At 46.9% G+C, this 18,504-nt stretch carries 19 protein-coding genes; 15 read left to right on the forward strand and 4 right to left on the reverse strand.

Going from position 1 to position 18,504, the window contains the following annotated elements:
- Positions 1-111 precede the first annotated feature (111 nt).
- Entirely contained in the window at positions 112-1,512 is a 1,401-nt protein-coding gene (gene argH / locus ASC49_RS04715; protein ID WP_055462061.1) for an argininosuccinate lyase, read from the forward strand.
- A gap of 51 nt (positions 1,513-1,563) precedes the next feature.
- On the opposite strand, the gene ASC49_RS04720 is transcribed toward argH, so the two are convergent.
- Positions 1,564-2,340, reverse strand: a complete 777-nt coding sequence (locus ASC49_RS04720) for a hypothetical protein (protein WP_055462062.1) — start codon at positions 2,338-2,340, stop codon at positions 1,564-1,566.
- Between the two features lie 184 nt (positions 2,341-2,524).
- On the opposite strand from ASC49_RS04720, the gene lptM reads away from it, so the two are divergent.
- The 6 genes from lptM to trxA all read left to right on the forward strand — a co-directional run bounded on the left by lptM (position 2,525) and on the right by trxA (position 6,583).
- Complete coding sequence (lptM, locus tag ASC49_RS19560; RefSeq protein ID WP_082443698.1) at positions 2,525-2,662, forward strand: LPS translocon maturation chaperone LptM; 138 nt, start codon at positions 2,525-2,527, stop codon at positions 2,660-2,662.
- A 10-nt stretch (positions 2,663-2,672) separates the two neighbouring features.
- Positions 2,673-3,926, forward strand: coding sequence for a diaminopimelate decarboxylase (lysA, locus tag ASC49_RS04725; protein WP_055462063.1), 1,254 nt, complete (start codon positions 2,673-2,675; stop codon positions 3,924-3,926).
- Between the two features lie 10 nt (positions 3,927-3,936).
- Positions 3,937-4,767, forward strand: a complete 831-nt coding sequence (dapF, locus tag ASC49_RS04730) for a diaminopimelate epimerase (RefSeq protein WP_055462064.1) — start codon at positions 3,937-3,939, stop codon at positions 4,765-4,767.
- A gap of 10 nt (positions 4,768-4,777) precedes the next feature.
- Entirely contained in the window at positions 4,778-5,446 is a 669-nt protein-coding gene (locus tag ASC49_RS04735) for a DUF484 family protein (RefSeq protein ID WP_055462065.1), read from the forward strand.
- Complete coding sequence (locus ASC49_RS04740; protein ID WP_055462066.1) at positions 5,443-6,156, forward strand: HAD family hydrolase; 714 nt, start codon at positions 5,443-5,445, stop codon at positions 6,154-6,156. Before ASC49_RS04735 ends, ASC49_RS04740 begins: the two co-directional genes overlap by 4 nt.
- 100 nt (positions 6,157-6,256) lie before the next feature.
- Positions 6,257-6,583, forward strand: a complete 327-nt coding sequence (gene trxA, locus ASC49_RS04745) for a thioredoxin TrxA (RefSeq protein WP_055462067.1) — start codon at positions 6,257-6,259, stop codon at positions 6,581-6,583.
- Between the two features lie 62 nt (positions 6,584-6,645).
- On the opposite strand, the gene ASC49_RS04750 is transcribed toward trxA, so the two are convergent.
- Positions 6,646-7,968, reverse strand: a complete 1,323-nt coding sequence (locus tag ASC49_RS04750; RefSeq protein WP_055462068.1) for a peptidoglycan DD-metalloendopeptidase family protein — start codon at positions 7,966-7,968, stop codon at positions 6,646-6,648.
- A gap of 103 nt (positions 7,969-8,071) precedes the next feature.
- On the opposite strand from ASC49_RS04750, the gene tyrS reads away from it, so the two are divergent.
- Complete coding sequence (gene tyrS, locus ASC49_RS04755) at positions 8,072-9,376, forward strand: tyrosine--tRNA ligase (protein ID WP_055462069.1); 1,305 nt, start codon at positions 8,072-8,074, stop codon at positions 9,374-9,376.
- A gap of 90 nt (positions 9,377-9,466) precedes the next feature.
- Positions 9,467-10,723, forward strand: a complete 1,257-nt coding sequence (gene tilS, locus ASC49_RS04760) for a tRNA lysidine(34) synthetase TilS (protein WP_055462070.1) — start codon at positions 9,467-9,469, stop codon at positions 10,721-10,723.
- A gap of 42 nt (positions 10,724-10,765) precedes the next feature.
- Here tilS and ASC49_RS04765 read toward each other — a convergent pair whose 3' ends face one another.
- Positions 10,766-12,004 (reverse strand): outer membrane protein transport protein, encoded by a 1,239-nt coding sequence (locus ASC49_RS04765; protein WP_055462071.1) that lies wholly within the window; start codon positions 12,002-12,004, stop codon positions 10,766-10,768.
- 138 nt (positions 12,005-12,142) lie between these two features.
- Positions 12,143-12,826, reverse strand: a complete 684-nt coding sequence (locus tag ASC49_RS04770; protein ID WP_055462072.1) for a nucleoside/nucleotide kinase family protein — start codon at positions 12,824-12,826, stop codon at positions 12,143-12,145.
- Between the two features lie 70 nt (positions 12,827-12,896).
- Between ASC49_RS04770 and ASC49_RS04775 the strand changes: the two genes are divergently transcribed.
- The 6 genes from ASC49_RS04775 to ispD all read left to right on the forward strand — a co-directional run bounded on the left by ASC49_RS04775 (position 12,897) and on the right by ispD (position 18,501).
- Positions 12,897-13,193 carry a DUF6482 family protein gene (locus ASC49_RS04775; protein WP_055462073.1) on the forward strand — a complete coding sequence of 99 codons (297 nt, stop codon included), beginning with the start codon at positions 12,897-12,899 and terminating at the stop codon, positions 13,191-13,193.
- 74 nt (positions 13,194-13,267) lie between these two features.
- Positions 13,268-14,251, forward strand: coding sequence for a PDR/VanB family oxidoreductase (locus tag ASC49_RS04780; RefSeq protein WP_245624633.1), 984 nt, complete (start codon positions 13,268-13,270; stop codon positions 14,249-14,251).
- A gap of 183 nt (positions 14,252-14,434) precedes the next feature.
- A complete protein-coding gene (locus ASC49_RS04785) occupies positions 14,435-16,069 on the forward strand; it encodes a CTP synthase (RefSeq protein WP_055462074.1) in 1,635 nt (544 codons plus the stop codon).
- A 51-nt stretch (positions 16,070-16,120) separates the two neighbouring features.
- A complete protein-coding gene (gene eno / locus ASC49_RS04790; protein ID WP_055462075.1) occupies positions 16,121-17,416 on the forward strand; it encodes a phosphopyruvate hydratase in 1,296 nt (431 codons plus the stop codon).
- A gap of 111 nt (positions 17,417-17,527) precedes the next feature.
- Positions 17,528-17,806, forward strand: a complete 279-nt coding sequence (locus ASC49_RS04795; RefSeq protein ID WP_245624634.1) for an FtsB family cell division protein — start codon at positions 17,528-17,530, stop codon at positions 17,804-17,806.
- Complete coding sequence (gene ispD / locus ASC49_RS04800) at positions 17,806-18,501, forward strand: 2-C-methyl-D-erythritol 4-phosphate cytidylyltransferase (protein ID WP_055462076.1); 696 nt, start codon at positions 17,806-17,808, stop codon at positions 18,499-18,501. The genes ASC49_RS04795 and ispD overlap by 1 nt, the downstream gene beginning before the upstream one ends.
- Positions 18,502-18,504 lie beyond the last annotated feature (3 nt).

Raw genomic sequence — 18,504 nt, forward strand, 5'->3', positions numbered from 1 at the left:
TCGCTATATCATACTCGCTTGCCTAGTAGGCGTCATCCCAGAGCCCTTTATAAAGGACGCGTCATCAGGTAATCTTGCCGCAACATTGATCTCACACTGGGAAATGAAGAAATGACTGATACCAACAAAACCACTAACCAGCAATGGGGTGGCCGTTTTTCTGAGCCTGTTGATGCGTTTGTCGCACGTTTTACAGCATCTGTTGAATTTGACCAGCGCATGGCGAAACAGGACATTCAAGGTTCGATCGCACACGCGACTATGCTTGCGAAAGTGGGCGTATTGACAGACGAAGAACGCGACCAAATCATCCAAGGTCTAACGGAAATCGAGCAAGAGATCGCTCGTGGTGAGTTTGAATGGTCAGTTGAGCTAGAAGACGTTCATATGAACATCGAAGCTCGTTTAACACAAAAAATTGGTATTACTGGCAAGAAGCTTCATACAGGCCGTTCACGTAACGACCAAGTAGCAACCGATATTCGTCTGTACATGCGTGATGAAATCGATTTCTTGCTAGAAGAAGTAACACGCCTACAACAAGGTATCTTGTCTCTGGCTGAGCGTAACACTGACACCATTATGCCCGGCTTCACTCACTTACAAACCGCTCAGCCTGTGACCTTTGGTCACCACCTAATGGCGTGGTACGAAATGGCGCAACGTGATTACGAGCGTCTAGCTGATTGCCGTAAGCGTGTGAACATTCTGCCACTAGGTGCGGCGGCACTTGCGGGTACGACTTACCCAATTGATCGCTTTATGACCGCTGACTTACTAGGCTTCGAGCGTCCTACGTATAACTCTCTAGATTCTGTTAGTGACCGTGATTTTGCTATCGAGTTCACTGCGGCAGCCTCTGTGACCATGATGCACTTGTCACGTTGGGCTGAAGAGTTGGTTATGTGGACGTCGGCTCAATTTAACTTCATTTTCCTACCGGATCGCTTCTGTACCGGTTCATCGATCATGCCGCAGAAGAAAAACCCAGATGTGCCAGAGCTAGTACGTGGTAAAACAGGTCGTGTTTACGGTCACCTAATGGGCCTACTAACGCTGATGAAGTCTCAGTGCTTGGCATACAACAAAGACAACCAAGAAGACAAAGAGCCATTGTTTGACACTGTGGACACACTGCGCGGTTCATTGCGTGCGTTCGCCGATATGATTCCTGCGATAGAAGCTCGTAAAGAACATATGTACGAAGCAGCGCGTCGCGGTTTCAGTACGGCAACTGACCTAGCTGACTACTTGGTACGTAAAGGTGTGGCGTTCCGTGATGCTCACGAAATCGTTGGTAAAGCGGTAGGTTTTGGCGTTAAGGAAGGCCGTGATTTGGCTGAAATGACTCTAGAAGAGCTAAAAGGCTTTGGCGATATGATCGAGCAAGACGTATTCGAAGTGCTCACACTGGAAGGTTCGGTAGCGGCTCGTGATCACATCGGTGGTACTGCACCCGCTCAAGTTAAAGCTGCCATTGAACGTGCGAAATCAGAGTTAGCAGCTCGTTAATAAACTCTGCACATGATATCCGATAAGCCCGCATAAAACATGCGGGTTTTTTTATTGTCGCGCACCAAAATGTAAGTCTTGGAATAATTCGCTCTGCAAAATATCCGTAGTGATATTCAGCTCAAAACGGAATGTTTGTTTTTGCCCTGAGCAGCCCGACAAGACTACTTGCCACTCCTCCCTTGAGCCGGGACGCGGTAGCTTCCAGCAAATTCCTTTAATGTTTACGTAACGGGTGCCGTCTGCGTCTTCTGTAATCGGGTACTCGGTTTGTTCAACGATCCCCTTGGAATACTCATCTTGTAAATTCTTAGCTTGAAGAATAGCTTGGCGAAACTGTGGTGAAAAAGGATCTTTACTGGGGTCGACTTTTGGGCGTTCGGCATTGACTGGGCCGATATCAAGTAGGCTATTACTTTTCCAGTCATGTTCAGAAATCGGCTGCGAGATCGCTTGAGAAATTTCATCTAAAGAAAAGTTTTTAGCAGGCGAAGAGGGGGTTGCTGTGGACGCTTTTTGTGGCTTTGTCTCAGATGGCTTGGCGGTATCTGATAAAGTGTGGTCTTTTGCTGGCGCAGCGACGGCGGCTTGAGCAGGAGGCTCAGGCGAAGGGCGATTGCTCGGTTCGCTTGTGATTTCACTGGCCGGTTCGGGAGCAATTTCTGGCTCTGAATTTGCGGGAAGCAAAGACACTTCAAAATTGGGGACTTGTGCTGGCGCTTGGGTGTTTATCGACCAGTGGCGATCCTTGAACCATAGAAATACCCCTGCATGAAGACAAAACGCTGCAGTCAAAGCAAATATCCATGGTTTGAGCAGACGTTTCATTCTTTAGATCACAACCTTATTCGAGCAACAACAGCTAAGCAAAACTTCATGTTTACAGGGACTTACTATAACAAATCGAGAAATTTAAAATACCGTCAGAAAGTAAAGATTTTTGGTCAAAGTCGTTAGTGGGGGTGGGAATAAGATAGGGGATCAGTATACTGTCAACAAATTGTATTAATGGATGGTCGTCACTGTGTCAAAGCTTGTTTTACTGTTGGTCACAACCCTGATGCTTTCGGGGTGTGGAAACAAAGGTCCACTTTACTTACCTAATCAAGCTTCGCCAACTGAGACAGCGTCATCATCCGCAGAATATTGAGGTATCCCCCTTGGATTTTTTTAACTACTCTGGCCACCAGCTTCATGCTGAAGACGTTTCATTAACTGATATTGCTGAGCAATACGGTACGCCGACTTACGTTTATTCTCGCGCTACGTTTGAACGTCACTACAAAGCGTATGCTGATGCGTTTGCGTCCCATCCGACGTTGATTTGCTACGCGGTAAAAGCCTGTTCAAACATTGCTATTCTTAATGTACTTGCACGTCTAGGTTCTGGTTTTGATATTGTCTCAATTGGCGAACTTGAACGTGTATTGCGTGCCGGTGGTGATCCGAGCAAGGTCATGTTCTCAGGCGTTGCAAAACAAGAGCACGAAATGCGTCGCGCATTGGAAGTGGGCATTCATTGTTTCAATGTTGAGTCTGAATCCGAGTTATACCGTCTGAACAAAGTTGCAGGTGAAATGGGCAAAGTAGCGCCAGTATCACTGCGCGTGAACCCTGACGTGGATGCGAAAACGCACCCTTATATTTCAACGGGTCTAAAAGATAATAAGTTTGGTATCGATATTCAAGATGCGGTACGTATTTACAGTGTGGCCAACGCTCTAGAGAATCTAGATGTCATGGGCGTTGACTGTCACATTGGCTCGCAGTTAACAGAGCTTCAGCCATTTTTAGATACCTTTGATCGCTTAATCGGTCTGATTGACCAACTGGCTGAGCAAGGTATGACCATCAAGCATCTTGATTTGGGTGGTGGTCTAGGTGTGCGTTACCGTGATGAAGTGCCACCAGAGCCAAAAGATTATGCAGATCAGCTACTAGAAAAAGTGAAAGGCCGTAACCTGTCATTGGCTTTTGAGCCAGGTCGTTCTATTGCTGCGAACGCTGGTATTCTAATGACGAAAGTGGAATTCCTAAAATGCACTGCGCATAAAAACTTTGCCATCATTGACGGTGCTATGAACGATATGATTCGTCCATCATTGTACGGCGCTTGGATGGACATCGTGCCAGTGAGCTTGGAGCCAACATCAGAAGGCAAACGCGTTTACGACCTAGTAGGTCCTATCTGTGAAACCGGTGATTTCCTAGGTAAAGACCGTGAATTGGATATCCAGCCTGGTGATTTGTTAGCGGTTCGCTCTGCTGGGGCGTACGGTTTTACCATGGCGTCAAACTATAATAGCCGTGGCCGTGCCGCAGAGATCATGGTTGACGGCGATAAGGTTTATTTGATCCGTGAGCGTGAAGACATCGATCACCAATTGGCTGGTGAGCAATTGCTGCCAGCTTGAGGAGATCAGCATGTTGTTAAAGTTTACTAAGATGCATGGTCTTGGCAACGACTTTGTCGTGGTCGATGCGGTGTCTCGTAAAGTGTATTTCAACAAGGCGCAGATTGAGCGCCTTGGGGACCGTAACCGTGGCATTGGCTTTGATCAGTTGTTAGTGGTTGAACCACCATCGAATCCTGACATGGACTTTCGCTACCGCATTTACAACTGTGATGGCTCTGAAGTGGAGCATTGCGGTAATGGCGCACGTTGCTTTGCAAAGTTTGTCTTGGATCGTGAGCTGACTCACAAGAGAATCATTGATGTCGAAACCAAACGTGGACAAATTCAGCTGAAAGTGCTGGACGATGGTCAAGTCTGTGTCGATATGGGCGAGCCAAGTTTTGTACCAGCGGATCTACCGTTTGTTGCAGAAGGTCTGATGGATCTGTACCCAATCGATGTGGCAGGCGAAACGTTTGAATTAACACCTGTATCGGTAGGCAACCCGCATGCTGTTATTCGTGTTGAAGAACTTAGCGATGCGATTGTTGAGCGAGTCGGTCCGATTGTCGAAGATCACGAACGTTTTCCAAACAATGTTAACGTAGGTTTTCTGCAAGTCTTGTCTTCTGATGAGGTGAACTTGCGAGTTTATGAGCGTGGAGTGGGGGAAACGCAAGCCTGTGGTACAGGTGCCTGTGCTGCGGTAGTCGCTGGTATTAAGCAAGGCTGGCTTGCTGCAGATGTGCTTGTGCATCTACCAGGTGGCGATTTACGTATCTCTTGGCAAGGCCCCGGCCATTCCATTCAAATGACTGGACCTGCAGAGAAAGTGTTTGAAGGTCAAATCTACCTATAAGAGGGATCCCATGACGGAAGAGGAAGTAGTCCAGTATTTGCAAAATACGCCAGAGTTTTTTGAGCGAAATCCTGCGTTACTGGAGACATTAAGTGTTCCTCATCCGTTGCATGGTGGAGCGATCTCGTTAATAGAGCGCCAAGTTTCTATGTTGCGCAAATCGGTGGCTGAGTATCGTGGTGAGTTCGAGCGTCTGGTAGCCATTGCCAGAGAAAACGAAGCCATCATGAAGAAAAGCCGTCGATTGGTTCTTAAATGCCTCAGTTGCGAATCGTTAGACGATTTCGCCGGAGTCGTAGAGGAAGTGATGCGCGAGGACTTTGCGGTCAACTACATGTCGATGGTGTTGTTCAGTGAACACGAACTCGATACCTCCATTCGCACGGCCAGCTGGGAAGCAGCTGAGCCAATCTTAAAAGAAATGCTGGCACAGTCTGGCTGCTATTGCGGCGTACTATCGGTCGCTGAATCGGAATTCTTATTCCAATCACAAAGTGATTCAGTGATGTCTTCGGCGATCATGCCATTAGTGTCACGAGAAGGTGGGCAGGTGATTTATCACGGTGTGCTGGCGCTTGGTTCTAGCCGCTTAAATCATTTTGATAAGGAAAAAGGTCTGTTATTCCTAGACTTTTTGGCTGACTTACTGAGTGCGCTACTACTTAGGTTATTACCATGAAAACCCTTATTTCGTTTGATCTAGATAATACATTGTGGGATGTCGATCCAACGCTTACCCGCGCAGAACATGCTATGGAAAAGTGGTTTGAAGATAACTTTCCAGGTTTTGCAGAGCGTTTTTACACGCCTACCATGGATCCGATCAAATACGAGATCTACGAGCTCTACCCAGAAATTAAACACGATGTTACTAAGGTGCGTTTGGCGCAATATAAATTGGCTCTTCAGCGTTATGGTTTGCCCGCAGAGGAAGCTGAGCAGCGAGCGGAACAGGCGTTTAATGTATTTTATGATTGGCGTCAGCGTATTGATTTGTATCCTGATGTTCATCCAACGCTGACCAAGTTGGCGCAACGCTATGAACTGGCTGCTTTAACCAATGGTAATGCGGATGTTTACCATCCTTACATTGCGCTTGAACACTACTTTGGTACCGTGATTCGTGCTGACAAAGAAGGCATTGCTAAGCCCGATCCAGAGATTTTTCAGCGTTTAGCTGAGCGTACTAAGACACCAATGGATCGTATCATTCATGTGGGCGATCATCCGATTGACGACGTGCAAGGCGCAGTCAATGCTGGCGCGCGTGCGGTATGGTTTAACCGTCATGGTGCGCGCCGTTGGCGCGCGGAATGGGCGGTAACGCCAGACGCGGAAGTGCATTCTTTGCCAGAGTTGATTACCTTAATTGAGAACATGAACTTATAGCCTTTTGCTATCGTTCTAGTTAAGTATTCTGATTTTGCAGTCGCAAGATTAGTGTTACACTAGCCTCATTAATTGAATAACCGAATTTAAGGAAATTGCGATGAGCGAAAATATTATCAACGTAACAGATGCTCAGTTTGAAGAAGAAGTTCTAAAATCTGATCTACCAGTTATCGTAGACTTTTGGGCGCCATGGTGTGGTCCTTGTAAAATGATCGCCCCAGTTCTTGAAGATGTTGCACAAGAATTCGCTGGCCGTGTAAAAGTTGTTAAAATCAACGTTGATGAAAACACTGAAACTGCACCGAAATACAATGTACGTGGTATTCCAACACTGCTTGTGATTAAAGGTGGTGAAGTGGCGGCAACGAAAGTTGGCGCTGTTTCTAAGTCTCAGCTAGTAGACTTCGTTGCAGGCGCTCTATAATTTAGAGCTCTGAAACATTAAAAAGGCCGCAGCTGCGGCCTTTTTTGTTTTTGCGTAGGGGGTTAACGTTCTAAGCGGGCCAAATACTCGGAAAAGTCTTGTGAGTGTGACCCTTTCAAGCGCTTTGATAGTTTCTGTGCGTACGGTAAAAAAGCCACGAGTTCATCTTTTGTCATGGGGCTGTCAAACGGAATATCGACCGTTTCCGGGTTTTGATAGACGCCGTTGATGCGAAACTCATAGTGTAGGTGTGGCCCTGTGGCCCAGCCAGTTTGTCCAACATAGGCGATGGTTTCCCCCTGTGCGACCGAGCGACCTGCAATCAGATTCTCGGCGAAGCCATTAAGGTGGGCATATAGGGTTGTGTAGCCTTGGCCGTGATCGATGATCACGGTATTGCCATAGCCTTTCATCTCCCCGACAAAAGACACCTTACCATCTCCCGAACTCTGTACCGGTGTATTAATTGGAGCAGAGTAATCAACCCCTTGATGTGGACGTGTTGTTTTGAAAATGGGGTGTAACCGATTCGGGTTAAATTGAGAGGAAACTCGGGTGAAATCCACTGGTGAGCGAATAAAAGCGCGACGCAGGGATAAACCATCGCGGGTGAAATAGTCAGTACGCTCACCGGCTTGGTAGCGCATGGCCTCGAACACACGGCCATTGTTTACAAATTGCGCAGCAATAATGTTGCCAGTGGCAACCTTTTCACCATCAATCATTTTTTGCTCATAAAGTAAGGCAAAGCGATCTCCCTTACGTACATCCAGAGCGAAGTCGATGTCCCAGCGAAAGATATCTGTCACTTGCGCAAGTAGTTTCTCACTAATGCCGGCACGGACCCCATCAACAAATAAAGAGCTTTGAATAGTGGCTTCTTTGTAAGCCAATACGGTTTCCATGGGCGTAATATCAAGTTGGTAACTGAAGCCTTGAGCTGATTTGGTAAAAACATGGGTTTGTTCACGGGTTTCAGATAAGGTCAGCCGTTGTAAATCATCAGACGGTGTCAAAATCTCAGTCGTGAGTTTTTGCCCAGGTTTTAAGCTGCTCAACACTTGATGTTCATCGCTCTGCAACAACTCAGCAATTTGGCGATTGTTGACGCCTAAACGACTCAGGGTTCGAGATAACGAATCACCTGCTTGCAACACAGCTGTGGTGGATTGCAAGGTTTGCGGTTGATTTCGGTCTTGTAAATATTCGGACGTTGGCAGCTCGGCTTTCTCGGGAATGGGGCCTGCAGATTGGCGAATAGGAGTGTTGTCACTTAAAGGTGAGCTATCCAGTGAAGCTGGTTGCCACAGCAATAGTCCTGTACCGATAGCCAATAATGTAAAAGAAGCCCCTAACAGGCTTTTAGAAAGCAATGATTTGTCCAATATACAGGTCCAATTTTCAATAGAAAGCCGTGTAATCCTATCAACTAAGTGGCTATAATTGAACGCCAATTTATTTTCACTCAATTAGGATTTGGATCGTAAAATGACACAACAGAACATCGACCTATTAGCTGACTTACAGGCTCGTGGGCTTATTGCTCAAATGACAGCAGAAGAAGAGCTACGTGCTCACTTGTCATCCGGTCGTCGTACTTTGTATTGTGGTTTCGATCCAACCGCCGACAGTTTACACCTAGGTCACCTAGTGCCGCTATTGGTTCTTAAGCGTTGCCAAGACGCAGGCCACAATCCAATCGCTCTTGTGGGCGGTGCTACTGGCATGATCGGAGATCCTAGTTTTAAGGCCGCAGAGCGCTCATTGAACACATCCGATGTGGTGGCGAGCTGGGCGGATAAAATCAAAGGCCAAGTAAGCCAGTTTATTGCCTTCGAAGGTGTTGATAACCCAGCGCGCGTAGTAAACAACCTAGACTGGACTGGCAATATGAATGTGATCGATTTCCTACGCGAAATCGGTAAGCACTTCTCCGTCAATGCCATGATTAACAAAGAGTCAGTACAGCAGCGTCTGAACCGTGAAGGCGCGGGTATTTCTTTTACTGAGTTCTCTTATGCCTTGCTGCAAGGGATGGACTTTGCCGAGCTGAATCGTCAATACGACTGTACTTTGCAGGTAGGTGGTAGTGACCAATGGGGCAACATTGTTGGTGGTATTGACCTTTCCCGTCGTCAAAACCAAGCGCAAGTGTTTGGTCTAACCGTGCCTCTGGTTACCAAAGCAGACGGTACGAAATTTGGTAAGACAGAATCAGGTGCAGTATGGCTTGATCCGAAGAAAACCAGCCAGTACTCGTTCTACCAATTTTGGTTAGGCACTGCGGATGCAGACGTGTACAAGTTCCTTAAGTACTTCACGTTCATGTCTGTAGAAGAAATCGATGCCATTGAAAAAGCGGACCAAGAAAATGGTGGTAAGCCACAGGCGCAAGCTATCCTTGCTCGTGAAGCGACTCGCCTTGTTCACGGTGAAGAAGGTTTAGCAGCGGCGGAACGTATCACTCAAGCATTGTTCAGTGGTGAAACGGATCAACTAAGTGAGCAAGATCTAGAGCAAATCCAACTAGATGGTCTACCAAGTAGTTCGTTAGTAGGTATTAATCTTTCGGAAACTCCGTTGACTACCTTGTTGGCGGATGCTGGTTTGGCTGCTAGCGGTAAGCAAGTAAAAGACGCATTACAGCGCAATTCTGTATTTGTAAACGGTGTGGCGAAGGGTATGGATGACAACATGGCTGCGGCGGACATCTTTACTGCAGACAATGGTTACTACGGCAAATACTTCCTAGTAAAACTAGGTAAGAAAAAGCACCACCTGTTTGCACTATAATGCATTCGATTTATGCTTCTAAAGGCGCTTCGGCGCCTTTTCTGTTTTATGACTTATCAAAATAAATAGATTGAGCGAGGATCACGATCCATGATCACTATTGATTGGCAACAGCTAGAACGTTTGCTCGGCGAGCAGGGGAAAGTGTGGCTTGCCCTCAGTGGTGGCATGGATTCTATGGTGTTGCTGCATATACTCACGCATCAGGCTCCGGTAGCCATACGTCAGCGACTGACGGCACTGCATGTGCATCATGGCTTGAGTCAGCATGCAGATCATTGGTTAAGCCACTGCCAAACGACTTGTAAAGGTTATGATGTGCCGTTTTATTTTGAGCGGATACAGATTGATCAAACAGGTTCAATTGAAGAACAGGCACGACAAAAGCGCTATCAAGTGTTTGCGAACCACCTCCAGGCTGGAGACGTGCTACTGCAAGGACATCATGCCAATGATCAAGCTGAGACGGTGCTGTTTCGCTTAGAACGAGGTTGCGGTTGGCGTGGTATTCAAGGCATTCCTGCTTGTCGTCGCATAGGTGATGCTAATGTCTTTCGACCGTTATTAAAAACATCGCGATCGATGATTGAGGCTTACGCTAAGACCCATCAGCTGGAATGGGTGGAAGATGAATCCAACTTAGAGCTGCAATTTCGTCGCAATTTTTTACGCCACCAAGTCTTGGCGCCTTGGCAGGCAAATAACGCCGACATTGCGAAACAGGTCGCCCAAAGCGTTGAGCGCATTCAGGCGGAGAGTAGTGTCCTAGAACGCTTGCTTGTGGAAACATTAGCGGGCTTTATCAATCGTGATGGTGGTTTGCGATTATCGCTACTGCCTGAGTCTGAGCGTGGTTTTTGGCTGTCAGCTTTTCTAAACCAGCAGGGTATCTCTGTGACACAGCAACAGCAAAGGTCGCTAGTGGACATGTTCTTTAGTTCGCAAGATAAACAGCCAGAATACATACGTCATCATTATCGTCTGGTTCGCTTTAAAGCGGCTATGTATATACTGCCCAAAGATCAAAGAGCAGTGGAGCAGGCCTTGGTCGCTGGTACATGGATAGAGCGGGAGTTTGATCGTGTTTACTGTGATCAAGATGTCCAATTAAAACCAAGACCAGAGGGTGTTCAATTATGTTTGCCCAATGGTAAGCATCGGCCTTTAAAGAAGTTTCTACAGGATCAACAAGTACCCAGTTGGTGGCGAGAGCAACTGCCTTATGTGTTTGCTAAAGGGGAGTTAGTGGCCATTGGAGGACTTTGGCAGCATCCTGATTGGTCTGGTCAGGTTATATGGCAGCGTAATGATCGGCTGCCTTGGCCGAGTGATCCGTCGCGCACATAAAAATGCCCAGCTTACTACTGGGCATTTGCCTATGCATAAAGATTAGAACGAGCGGCTGTATTGAACGCCCAGTAGCAGAGCATCCGCGTGCGTGGTGCCAACAATGCTGGAAGCGCTGTTACTTTCGGAGACGGAAACATCTTCGCCTAAAAGATAGGTAGCACCGAAATCAATGCTACTTAAAGTGTCCGGTTTATAAGTGAACCCCGCAGACAGCCATTGACGGTCAGAATCTGGCACGGAAATCGAGCGTCTTTGAGCTTGCGCACTGGTGTCGTACATATAGCCGGCGCGAAGCTGCCAACTGTCATTCATGTAGTAAGTTCCGCCGATGGAGTAGTGCCAAGCGTCTTGCCAGTTATAGGTGTTGATAAGACCTGCATTATCAGCGGTAAGTGTTTCAAATTCTGACCAGCGGATAAACTGAATGCTGTAGTGAATTGCGTATTCAGGTGCTATGCGATGGTAACCAGAGAACTCGGCAATATCAGGCAGTGGCATGACGACCGTATCAGATTGCTTGGTTGGAGTAGCGCCAAAGCGATAAACGTCTCCATCCGCTTTGATATCAGGACTGAAGTGGTAATCCAAGCCAAAACGGTTGTTTTCGTCAACCTCAAACAGCATGCCAAGGTTATAACCAAAGCCCCAGCCATCAGCTTCGATCTCAAGTAAATTATCTGTGCCATATAGCCCGGCAATGACAGGGTTTGCTGGGCGAGTAAAAGTACCTTCCCCGTAGACGGCATCAATGCCTGCACCGAGTGTCAATTGCTCGGTCATTTTATAGGAGCCCACGACACCAAAATTTGCACTGAGTACATCAGTCTTGCCGCCGTACTCATAGCCTGCGTAGCCATTTTCAAATTCCGTTTTGGTGCCAAAGTTAGAGTAAGCGTTAATACCCCAAGCGAAACTCTCATTCACAGGGTGGACATAGTAAAAGCTCGGTACGATTGAAGTATCACCAATACCATCAGAATTGGCTGATGCCGTGCTGGCAGTTAAATTGTTGGTGTAGGTGGCGTCTTTGACTTTAATGTCTGTGGTAATCGTTTCCACACCAATAGACATCGCGGGTTTATCGAATAAGGACATGGCGGCTGGATTGCGAGCAATTACTGAGGCGTTATCGCCAATGGCTGCATCGCCAGCAAAAGCTCGTCCTAAGCCAGTAGCTGATTGTGCATTGAGCTGAAATCCGGCAGCGTGGAGTTGCAGGGTAGACAGGGCAATAGAGGCAGCAATGAGGGTTCTCTTATACGGTAAAAACGCGGTCATAGGTTGTCTTCCTTCTTGTTATAATTGGGACGCAATAGACTTTGGCGCGCTACGCCATAGCATAAAAGTCTTTAGACGATAGACCCATCCCTGATGAGATTCCATGTAAAATTGTTGCGATATTGCTGTCAAAATCGATCATCTTACTTTGATGATATGGTTAGCGAATGTTTTGCTTTGATCGGCAATTTGCGCATTAAGCGCATCATTTTGTTCAATTCTTTGCCACGCCTGTTTTTCACTAAAGCTCCAAGCTTGCTGATGACGTTTAGCTAGTTGTTTCAATGCGTCCTGAATGTTCAAATCAATAAACCAACTTTCGTCGAGCCAAATTTGTGCATTCTCAAAGCCATGTTGCTGATGTAATACGTAGAGTCCTTCGACTATTAAAACCTTAATTGAAGCAGGGATTGCTATATCGTTTTCGACGGGATCGCCATGGGCGTGATCGAAGCTAGGCCAGTACAGGGTTTGTTCGGGGTGTTGCTTGAATTTGGCTAAGCGTGTGCAAAACTCTTTGCTATCAAAGGTCCAAGGCGCGCCACGGCGAGCCAATGCTGCTTTTGGGTCAGGAAAGTTATTGAGCTGTTCTTTACTATAATGAAAGCCGTCCATGCTTACGCTAGCGACTAAGCCTTGCTGTTGTTGGTTGATACGATCAGCAAGATAATCCGCTAAGGTTGACTTGCCCGAGCCTGGCAGTCCAGCAATGGCAATGATAATGCGAGAGGGATGCTTGCTGATGAGTTGTTCAATCTTTCCTCGCACCGCTTGGTAGCGCTCTGATTGATCGAGTTGATTAAAAAGTTCTGTTTGAGTCATGTTCAAAAATATTCATCCAGCTGAGTTATGGTGACGTATAACACAGAGTTAACCATAGGAGATTAGCGAAATGACCCTGTCCGAGCTAGCAAAAATATCGACTATTGAGAAAGTCTGTATTCATTCTCTAGAGTCCAACTTATACCAGCTTTCAATTATTACCGAAGGAGAAGAGCATTATATTACTGATCAAAAAGGGCGCTTCTTGACCAGTCATAACAAACTCGATTTGCAGCAAATATTTGATGGTAAACGCGTTGAAAAAATGGTGCTACGGCATCAGAGCGCCTATGACGAAATGGTGGGCCAACCTGAGGGGCAAACCAATGTATTGGAAGTGCCGCTAGGGGACCCATTTAAACACTGATTCTTCAATCATACCGCTCAGGTTTCTTCCTTGATCGGAGTCCACTATATTATTAGTCTCTAAAGCGAAGATAAATGAAAGGATATCGAGTGAAGGCTGTTATGTTGGATTTAATCGTAAATCGCATTACTAAGGAAACGGATAATGTGGTTCGACTTGAATTGGTTAAAGCCGATGGCGGTGCGTTACCGATTTATCAGGCGGGGGCGCACATAGAGCTGCAACTACCGAGTGGTAAATTGCGGCAGTATTCCTTGTGTCGCCTGCCAACTTCTGGCAAAGAGTTTGAGATTGCAGTGTTACGTGAGCCGAGTTCACGCGGTGGTTCGGATGAATTACATCGTTTAAAAGTCGGGGATACACTGCAGTCTAAACTTCCTCAAAATCACTTCTTACTTAGCAATCCCCAAGCTTCGGCGCTACTAATGGCGGCAGGCATTGGGATCACGCCCTTGATTCCAATGGCGCAGATGTTGGCCAAAAGTGGGGCGGATTTTAAACTTCATTACTCGGCCAAAAGCTCTAAGCAGGCAGCGTTTTATGACACGCTTAAGGCGGCGCCGTTTGCGGATAAGGTCGCATTTCATTTTACTCAAGAACAAGGGCAACGTGCAGATATTCGTGCACTACTAGCTGCTTTGCCTGACAAGCGTGACATTTATGTTTGTGGGCCGAACGATTACATACATGAAGTGCTGGATACAGCCCGGGAGCTTGGCTGGCCAGAAGCAAGGCTCCATCGTGAATTCTTTAAAGTTCAGCGCTCCCCAGAAATAGACAGCGCTCCTCGAGAAGCCTTTCAAGTCAAATTGGCCAGTACTGGCGAAGTGTTTGATGTGGAGAAGGGGCTTAGCATAACGCAAACATTGGAATTAAATGGTATTGAAATTCCTATTTCCTGTGAGGAAGGGTGGTGTGGCACTTGTATGACGCGAGTGTTAGAAGGTATCCCGGATCACCGCGATACATTTCTCTCCGATGATGAACGCCGCGCAAACAATTTAATCATGCCCTGTTGCTCACGCTCACGCAGTGATTGCTTAGTGTTAGATATCTAGATCAAGGTCTTAGCTGACGTTTTCCCCCTGTTCACGGAAATAGCTCGTAAAAGACGCAATTCTTATTCCCTTTTACGTTGAGTGAAAGGGGGTCTGATGCTATTATTTGCTCCCGTCCTAAGGTGCTTTTTTAAGTGCCTTTTCTCATTTTGATCATACAAATTTAAGGCGGGCTTAACACACATGGCGACACGATATATTTTCGTCACAGGCGGCGTGGTTTCATCACTTGGTAAAGGATTGGCTTCAGCTTCATTAGCGGCGATCCTTGAATCCCGTGGTCTGAAAGTCACCATGCTTAAACTGGATCCATACATCAACGTTGACCCAGGCACAATGAGCCCATTCCAGCACGGTGAAGTTTTCGTAACGGAAGACGGTGCTGAGACTGACCTAGACTTAGGTCACTACGAGCGTTTCATCGATACTAAGATGACAAAGCTTAACAACTTCACATCCGGCCGCGTTTACCAGCACGTTCTACAACGAGAGCGTCGTGGTGATTACCTAGGTGGTACGGTTCAAGTGATTCCTCACATCACTGATGAAATTAAACGCCGCGTATTAAAAGGTGCTGAAGGCGCCGACGTTGCGCTAGTTGAAATTGGTGGTACGGTCGGTGATATTGAATCACAACCATTCCTAGAAGCCATTCGTCAGCTAAAAGTTGAGCTAGGTTCGCACCGTGCTTTGTTCATGCACCTCACGCTAGTTCCTTACATCCGTACTGCGGGTGAGACGAAAACCAAACCGACGCAACACTCTGTGAAAGAGCTGCGCTCGATTGGTATCCAGCCTGATATCCTTATCTGTCGTTCTGAAGTGTCTATTGAAGCGCCAGAGCGTAAGAAAATTGCCCTGTTCACTAACGTGGATGAGCGTGCGGTTATCTCTCTTCCTGATGCGGACACTATCTACCGTATCCCACAGATGTTGGCTGACCAAGGTCTGGATAGCCTGATCGTTCAGCGCTTCAATCTAGATTGCAACATGGCAGATTTGGAAATCTGGAATAAAGTAGCGCAAGCGAAATTGAACCCAGAGAAGCAAGTAAACATCGCCATGGTGGGTAAATACATGGAGTTGTTGGATGCCTACAAATCTTTGATCGAAGCAATGGACCATGCGGGTATCCATGCTCGTACAAAAGTAAAACTGCATTACATTGACTCTGAAAAAATCGAAGAAGAAGGCACAGGCGTGCTAGAAGGTATGGATGCGATCCTAGTACCTGGCGGCTTTGGTGAACGTGGTGTAGAAGGTAAAATTCGTACGGCGCAATACGCTCGTGAAAACAAAATCCCTTACTTGGGTATCTGTCTAGGTATGCAAGTAGCGGTTATCGAATTTGCTCGTAACGTAGCAAATCTAACCGGTGCCCACAGCACTGAGTTTAACTTAAAAACAGAGAATCCTGTGGTTGGCCTAATTACTGAATGGGTCAACTCTGAAGGTTCCAAAGAAATCCGGTCAGAGGAATCCGATCTTGGTGGTACGATGCGTCTAGGCGCGCAAAACTGTAACTTGGTACCAGGTACAAAAGCACATGCTGCGTACGGTCAAGATGTGATCAGTGAGCGTCACCGTCATCGTTACGAAGTAAACAACTACTACGTGCCAGCGTTAAAAGAAGCAGGTCTGACCATTTCAGGTTTGTCTGCTGACAACTCACTAGTAGAAATGGTGGAGATTGCCGACCATCCTTGGTTCGTTGCGTGTCAGTTCCACCCAGAATTTACGTCAACACCTCGATACGGTCACGGCCTGTTCAGCGCGTTTGTGCACGCTGCGCTGAAGTATGCAGGAAAAGAAAAATAGATTTAACAAACAGATGTTTGTGAATTATTCATCTACTAAAAGGGGTTTGTTATGAGTCAAATCGTTGATATCAAGGCCAGAGAAGTTCTGGATTCACGCGGTAACCCGACTGTGGAAGCTGACGTAATCCTAGCGGACGGCTCATTTGGTACAGCGTGTGCACCTTCTGGTGCCTCGACCGGTTCTCGTGAAGCGTTGGAATTGCGTGATGGCGATAAAAGCCGTTACCTAGGCAAGGGCGTATTGAAGGCCGTTGCTGCGGTGAACGGTCCAATCCGTGAAGCGCTACTAGGCAAAGATGCGACAGCACAAGCTGAATTAGACAAGATCATGATCGATCTTGATGGCACAGAGAACAAATCTCAATTTGGTGCGAACGCTATTCTTGCGGTTTCTTTGGCAGCAGCAAAAGCAGCGGCAGTCTCTAAGAAAGTACCTCTGTACGCACACATTGCTGACATCAACGGCACTCCAGGTGTTTACTCAATGCCTGTACCAATGATGAACATCATCAACGGTGGTGAGCACGCGGATAACAACGTTGATATCCAAGAGTTCATGATTCAGCCAGTTGGCGCGCCTAACTTCCGTGAAGCGCTACGTTACGGTGCGGAAATCTTCCACGCACTGAAGAAAGTACTAAGTGCGCGTGGTTTGAACACTGCTGTAGGTGACGAAGGTGGTTTCGCACCAGACCTAGCATCTAACGCTGAAGCGCTAGCGGTGATCAAAGAAGCGGTTGCCGCAGCAGGCTATGAGCTAGGTAAAGACATTACCCTAGCGATGGACTGTGCATCGTCTGAGTTCTACGAAGACGGCAAGTACAACATGAAAGGCGAAGGTAAAGTATTCACATCAGAAGAATTCTCTGACTACCTTGCTGAGCTATGCGAAGAGTACCCAATCGTTTCGATCGAAGATGGTCAAGACGAGTCTGACTGGGCGGGCTTTGCGTACCAAACTAAGATCCTAGGCGACAAGATTCAGCTTGTAGGTGACGATCTATTCGTAACCAACACTAAGATTCTGAAGCGCGGTATTGACGAAGGTATCGCTAACTCTATCCTGATCAAATTCAACCAAATCGGTTCCCTAACGGAAACCCTTGAAGCGATTAAGATGGCGAAAGCGGCAGGTTACACTGCTGTCATCTCTCACCGTTCTGGTGAAACAGAAGATGCGACGATTGCGGATCTTGCAGTTGGTACAGCAGCGGGCCAAATCAAAACTGGCTCTCTATGTCGTTCTGACCGTGTGTCTAAGTACAACCAATTGCTACGTATTGAAGAGCAATTGGGTGGTAAAGCACCATACAAAGGTCGTTCAGAGATCAAAGGCCAAGCATAATTTTCGGTCTCTTTATCAAAGGGAGAACATTCGTTCTCCCTTTTCTGTTTTTTTTTCCGTCATTTCGCGAAATAATGGGCATTCATTTGTCCAGAGTCTGAATCTTCCAACATGATGTTGCGTATTTTCCTTGCCGTCTTCGTAAGCGCGTCTGCCTATTTCTTCTTTCAAGCCTATTGGGGGGAGCAAGGTGTGAAACGTGAAGAGGAGCTCGCCAAACAGATTGAATATCAAGAGCAAATTAATAAGCGCTTAAAGGTGCGCAATGATGCCCTGCGGGCACAAATCAACGATCTACGTCGTGGCGAGGATGCTATTGAAGAGCATGTTCGGACCGAACTCCAATACATTAAAGACGGCGAAGTCTTTTATCGAATAGTAGAAAAGTAATGACACAGTTTTGGGTGATTATTCCAGCCGCTGGCGTTGGCAAACGTATGGCCAGTGCGCAGCCTAAGCAATATCTATTGCTTAATGGCAAGACCATTCTTGATACCACCATTGAGAAATTTCTTGAGCATCCGCAAATTGCTGGGATTGCCGTGGGCGTGAGTCCTGATGACGAGTATTGGCAGCATTCGGAATGGGCCGGTAACCCTCAGGTAGTGAGGTTTGATGGCGGTGCTGAGCGTTCTGAAACCGTACTTAATGGCTTACAAGTATTGATGGCAATTGGTATCGCTGATGACGCGTCGGTGCTGGTGCATGATGCGGCTCGCCCTTTGATCAGTGAAGCAGCGTTAACGCGTATTATGGCTCACACCGGAGAGCAAGGTGCTTTATTAGCTATACCTTGCAAGGACACTTTAAAGTTGGCCGAAGAGCAACGCGCTACAGCAACTGTGGACCGCAGCGTCATTTGGCAAGCACAAACGCCACAGAAATTCCCATTGATGGCTCTCTATCAAGGTATTGCGAACGCGATGGAAGAAGGCATTGCCATTACCGATGAAAGCTCGGCGATGGAGTTGATGGGCTGGCAGCCGGATCTGATTGAAGGTGAATCCCATAATCTAAAGATTACCGTTCCTGAAGATCTTATCATCGCTCAAGCACTGTTAAGCATTCATCAAGCACAGAATTAATAG

Source organism: Marinomonas fungiae, from assembly GCF_001418205.1.
In the GTDB taxonomy this organism is placed as follows: Bacteria; Pseudomonadota; Gammaproteobacteria; order Pseudomonadales; family Marinomonadaceae; genus Marinomonas; species Marinomonas fungiae.

Bases quoted from the DNA above. Each gene is read 5' to 3' on its own strand.
- argH (WP_055462061.1), top strand. From the start codon at position 112: ATGACTGATACCAACAAAACCACTAACCAGCAATGGGGTGGCCGTTTT.
- ASC49_RS04720 (WP_055462062.1), bottom strand. From the start codon at position 2,340: ATGAAACGTCTGCTCAAACCATGGATATTTGCTTTGACTGCAGCGTTT.
- lptM (WP_082443698.1), top strand. From the start codon at position 2,525: ATGGTCGTCACTGTGTCAAAGCTTGTTTTACTGTTGGTCACAACCCTG.
- dapF (WP_055462064.1), top strand. From the start codon at position 3,937: ATGTTGTTAAAGTTTACTAAGATGCATGGTCTTGGCAACGACTTTGTC.
- ASC49_RS04735 (WP_055462065.1), top strand. From the start codon at position 4,778: ATGACGGAAGAGGAAGTAGTCCAGTATTTGCAAAATACGCCAGAGTTT.
- ASC49_RS04740 (WP_055462066.1), top strand. From the start codon at position 5,443: ATGAAAACCCTTATTTCGTTTGATCTAGATAATACATTGTGGGATGTC.
- trxA (WP_055462067.1), top strand. From the start codon at position 6,257: ATGAGCGAAAATATTATCAACGTAACAGATGCTCAGTTTGAAGAAGAA.
- tyrS (WP_055462069.1), top strand. From the start codon at position 8,072: ATGACACAACAGAACATCGACCTATTAGCTGACTTACAGGCTCGTGGG.
- tilS (WP_055462070.1), top strand. From the start codon at position 9,467: ATGATCACTATTGATTGGCAACAGCTAGAACGTTTGCTCGGCGAGCAG.
- ASC49_RS04765 (WP_055462071.1), bottom strand. From the start codon at position 12,004: ATGACCGCGTTTTTACCGTATAAGAGAACCCTCATTGCTGCCTCTATT.
- ASC49_RS04770 (WP_055462072.1), bottom strand. From the start codon at position 12,826: ATGACTCAAACAGAACTTTTTAATCAACTCGATCAATCAGAGCGCTAC.
- ASC49_RS04775 (WP_055462073.1), top strand. From the start codon at position 12,897: ATGACCCTGTCCGAGCTAGCAAAAATATCGACTATTGAGAAAGTCTGT.
- ASC49_RS04780 (WP_245624633.1), top strand. From the start codon at position 13,268: ATGAAAGGATATCGAGTGAAGGCTGTTATGTTGGATTTAATCGTAAAT.
- ASC49_RS04785 (WP_055462074.1), top strand. From the start codon at position 14,435: ATGGCGACACGATATATTTTCGTCACAGGCGGCGTGGTTTCATCACTT.
- eno (WP_055462075.1), top strand. From the start codon at position 16,121: ATGAGTCAAATCGTTGATATCAAGGCCAGAGAAGTTCTGGATTCACGC.
- ASC49_RS04795 (WP_245624634.1), top strand. From the start codon at position 17,528: ATGATGTTGCGTATTTTCCTTGCCGTCTTCGTAAGCGCGTCTGCCTAT.
- ispD (WP_055462076.1), top strand. From the start codon at position 17,806: ATGACACAGTTTTGGGTGATTATTCCAGCCGCTGGCGTTGGCAAACGT.